Origin of the sequence: Algoriphagus sp. AK58 (assembly GCF_014324365.1) — a bacterium.
Taxonomy (GTDB): domain Bacteria; phylum Bacteroidota; class Bacteroidia; order Cytophagales; family Cyclobacteriaceae; genus Algoriphagus.
Window position 1 is genome coordinate 1 of record NZ_QEIG01000046.1, and the last position, 2,045, is coordinate 2,045.

Annotated in this window: 2 protein-coding genes; both read left to right on the plus strand. The window is 46.3% G+C overall.

Features of this window, described 5'->3' with window-relative positions:
- The coding region (locus DDT91_RS20345) for a hypothetical protein (protein WP_187178041.1) at window positions 1-405 on the plus strand (405 nt) is incomplete at its 5' end.
- Window positions 402-2,045 (plus strand): DUF6443 domain-containing protein (locus DDT91_RS20350; protein WP_222718700.1); only part of this gene is annotated, 1,644 nt, incomplete at its 3' end. The genes DDT91_RS20345 and DDT91_RS20350, both read left to right, overlap by 4 nt.

Sequence of the window (2,045 nt, forward strand, 5' to 3'; positions counted from 1 at the left end):
CAACCTACTCAAGTGGATACACTTTCCAAAGGAGAACAAAAAATGTTGGGCATCTGGAAATTTGACCTTCCCAGTCAAAAAGTGGAAGGACCGTCTACCAAAAAATTCAAATCTGATGAAGAGGGTGTTGCAGAAGAAAAGAAATTCTGGAAGAAGACTGAATCCTGGATTTGCCACCTCAGGGAAGACAAAACCTATTTAAAGGCATGGGTTGAAAATGGAGTTCTAAAGGAACAAGAAGGCACTTGGTCTTTTGATGAAGCTGCCATGGCATTGACTCTTGTTTTTAAAGAGGAATCCAGCACCTATGAGATCACCTACCGGGAGAAAGGGCAAATGTGGAAACCTTTGAAGAAGGAAAAAGAAGAATTTAATGTATTGTTTCTTAAACGTCTTGGCTCATGAAATCATTTTTTACCCTAATTTTTGCTGTAGGACTTATAGCTACCAGCTATGCTCAGGTGGTGTCCTCCTCTGTTTGCACAACGGTTATTCCTTCTGCAGCATCGGAGACACTTACTTCAAGTAATTCGGTAAACTTGACCGCAAGCGTCGCCCCGTCCGGTTTTACTTATCGCTGGTATGATTCGGACGGGGTGTCTTTGATGTCCAGCAGCCAGATTTTCAGTACCCCTATACTTACAGCTTCCCGGTTGTTTTATCTGGCGTTTTACCACACGTCTACCGGTTGCCTCACGACCAAGGTGCCTGTCTGGGTTTACTTTTATCCTGAAAACCTTAATTGGGTCAGGGAATTTACTTCAAGGGATACGCTGACCAATGCCTTCTCCCTTCGGAGTTCTGCCCAGAAGGTGTCCTATAAATCGACCAATTACCACGATGGATTGGGAAGATCAGTACAGACTGTCCAACTCTCAGCTTCATCGGATGGTTCGGATGTGATCGGTACCCTGGCTTTCGATGCCTTTGGAAGGCAGTATCGGGACTATTTGCCTTTCCCAAATAACGACTCCGGCTCTAAAGGAAAATTCCGGACCAATGCGGCTTCCCTAAACTCGACCTACTATACCACTGCCTACAGTGATTCCAAGGGCTACGCTGACAAGACGTTTGAATCCTCCCCTTTAAACCGAGTGATCAAACAGGGTGTTCCAGGGACCGCCTGGACTGGGAAGGATATCCAAATCAATGAGATGACCAATACGGCAACCGAAGAGGTGCGAATCTGGACTCTGGATGGATCCGGTTTACCGGTTACCTCAGCCAATTTCGCCACGGGAACCCTGACTAAGACGGAAGTATTGGATGAAGATCTCCGTCGCGTGATTGAGTATAAGGACAAACTGGGAAGATTGATTTTAAAGAAAGTTCAGGATGCAGCGAGTCCCGGAATCACTCATACAGGCTGGCTTTGTACCTATTACGTTTATGATACCTTCGGGCGCTTGCGGGTAGTGATGCCGCCAAAAGCGGTGGTTGAAGTTATAACCAACGGTCAGAGTTCCACCTTATCCACCATCAGGGACGGACTGTATTACCTCTATACCTACGATGAACGAGGCCGCCAAATCACCAAAAAGCTTCCGGACAAGGGAACTGAAGAAATGGTCTATGACCTTCAGGATCGCTTGGTGGCCTATCGGGATGCGAATCTGGCAGGTCAGGGAAAATGGTTATATACCAAATACGATGCTTTGGGAAGAGAAGTCATGACCGGATTGGTGACCAATTCATCCACCCGTGCTTCCCTACAGACTACGGTCAACACCTTGGCAAGTAACAATGCAGTGATCAACTCGACCTCAGGTAAAACGGGGACTACCAATGCCGGAGGATTTCCCAGAGCAGTAGACGGGGGAGAGGGAGAAGTGCTGACTGTCAACTATTTTGATCATTACAGTTTCAGGAAGGGGGCGCTGACGTATTCCAAACCCAATGCTTCCTATCATGATCAGACGACCAAAATCCACGGTTTATTGACCGGAAAATTGGTTAGAAATCTGGATAATAATACGCTTTACGAAACAGCCATTTATTACGATGATTTGGGTCGATTGATTCAGACCATTGAGGACCATCATTTG